Origin of the sequence: Bradyrhizobium sp. CSS354, from assembly GCF_029051725.1 — a bacterium.
GTDB lineage: Bacteria > Pseudomonadota > Alphaproteobacteria > Rhizobiales > Xanthobacteraceae > Bradyrhizobium.
In genome coordinates this window covers 1-451 of sequence record NZ_JAACFU010000094.1, presented here as the reverse complement: position 1 = coordinate 451, position 451 = coordinate 1, and the positions used below count along the sequence as shown (strand labels likewise).

Here is a 451-nt window from a genome sequence, read left to right as displayed (position 1 = left end):
ATGCCGATGCTGGGGGTGCTGTAGTGTTCCTGCGCACCCATCTGGAACGGCCGGTTGAGCTGCTCGAGCAGTTTCTCCGCGACCAGTTCAGCCTGCTGCGCGGCATGGGCGGGATCGACGTCCAGGCCCTCCAGCATCACCACGAACTCGTCGCCGCCGAAACGCGCCACGGTGTCCGAGGTGCGCACGCATTCCTGCAGCCGCTGCGCCACCAGGACCAGCAGCCGGTCGCCCATGTCGTGGCCCAGCGTGTCGTTGAGGTCCTTGAAGTTGTCCAGGTCGATGAACAGCAGCGCGCCCAGCTTGTCGATGCGCGGGCACGATGCGCTCGCGCGCTGCAGTCGGTCGAGCAGCAGCCGCCGGTTCGGCAGCCCGGTGAGCGCGTCGAAGAAGGCCAGCAGCTCGATCTGCTGCTCGGCCTTCTTGCGGTCGGTGATGTCGCGGCACACGC

Annotated in this window: 1 protein-coding gene; it reads right to left on the bottom strand. The window is 67.4% G+C overall.

What is annotated here, in order from left to right:
• The coding region (locus GWG67_RS38800; RefSeq protein ID WP_275174903.1) for a GGDEF domain-containing protein at nt 1-451 on the bottom strand (451 nt) is incomplete at both ends.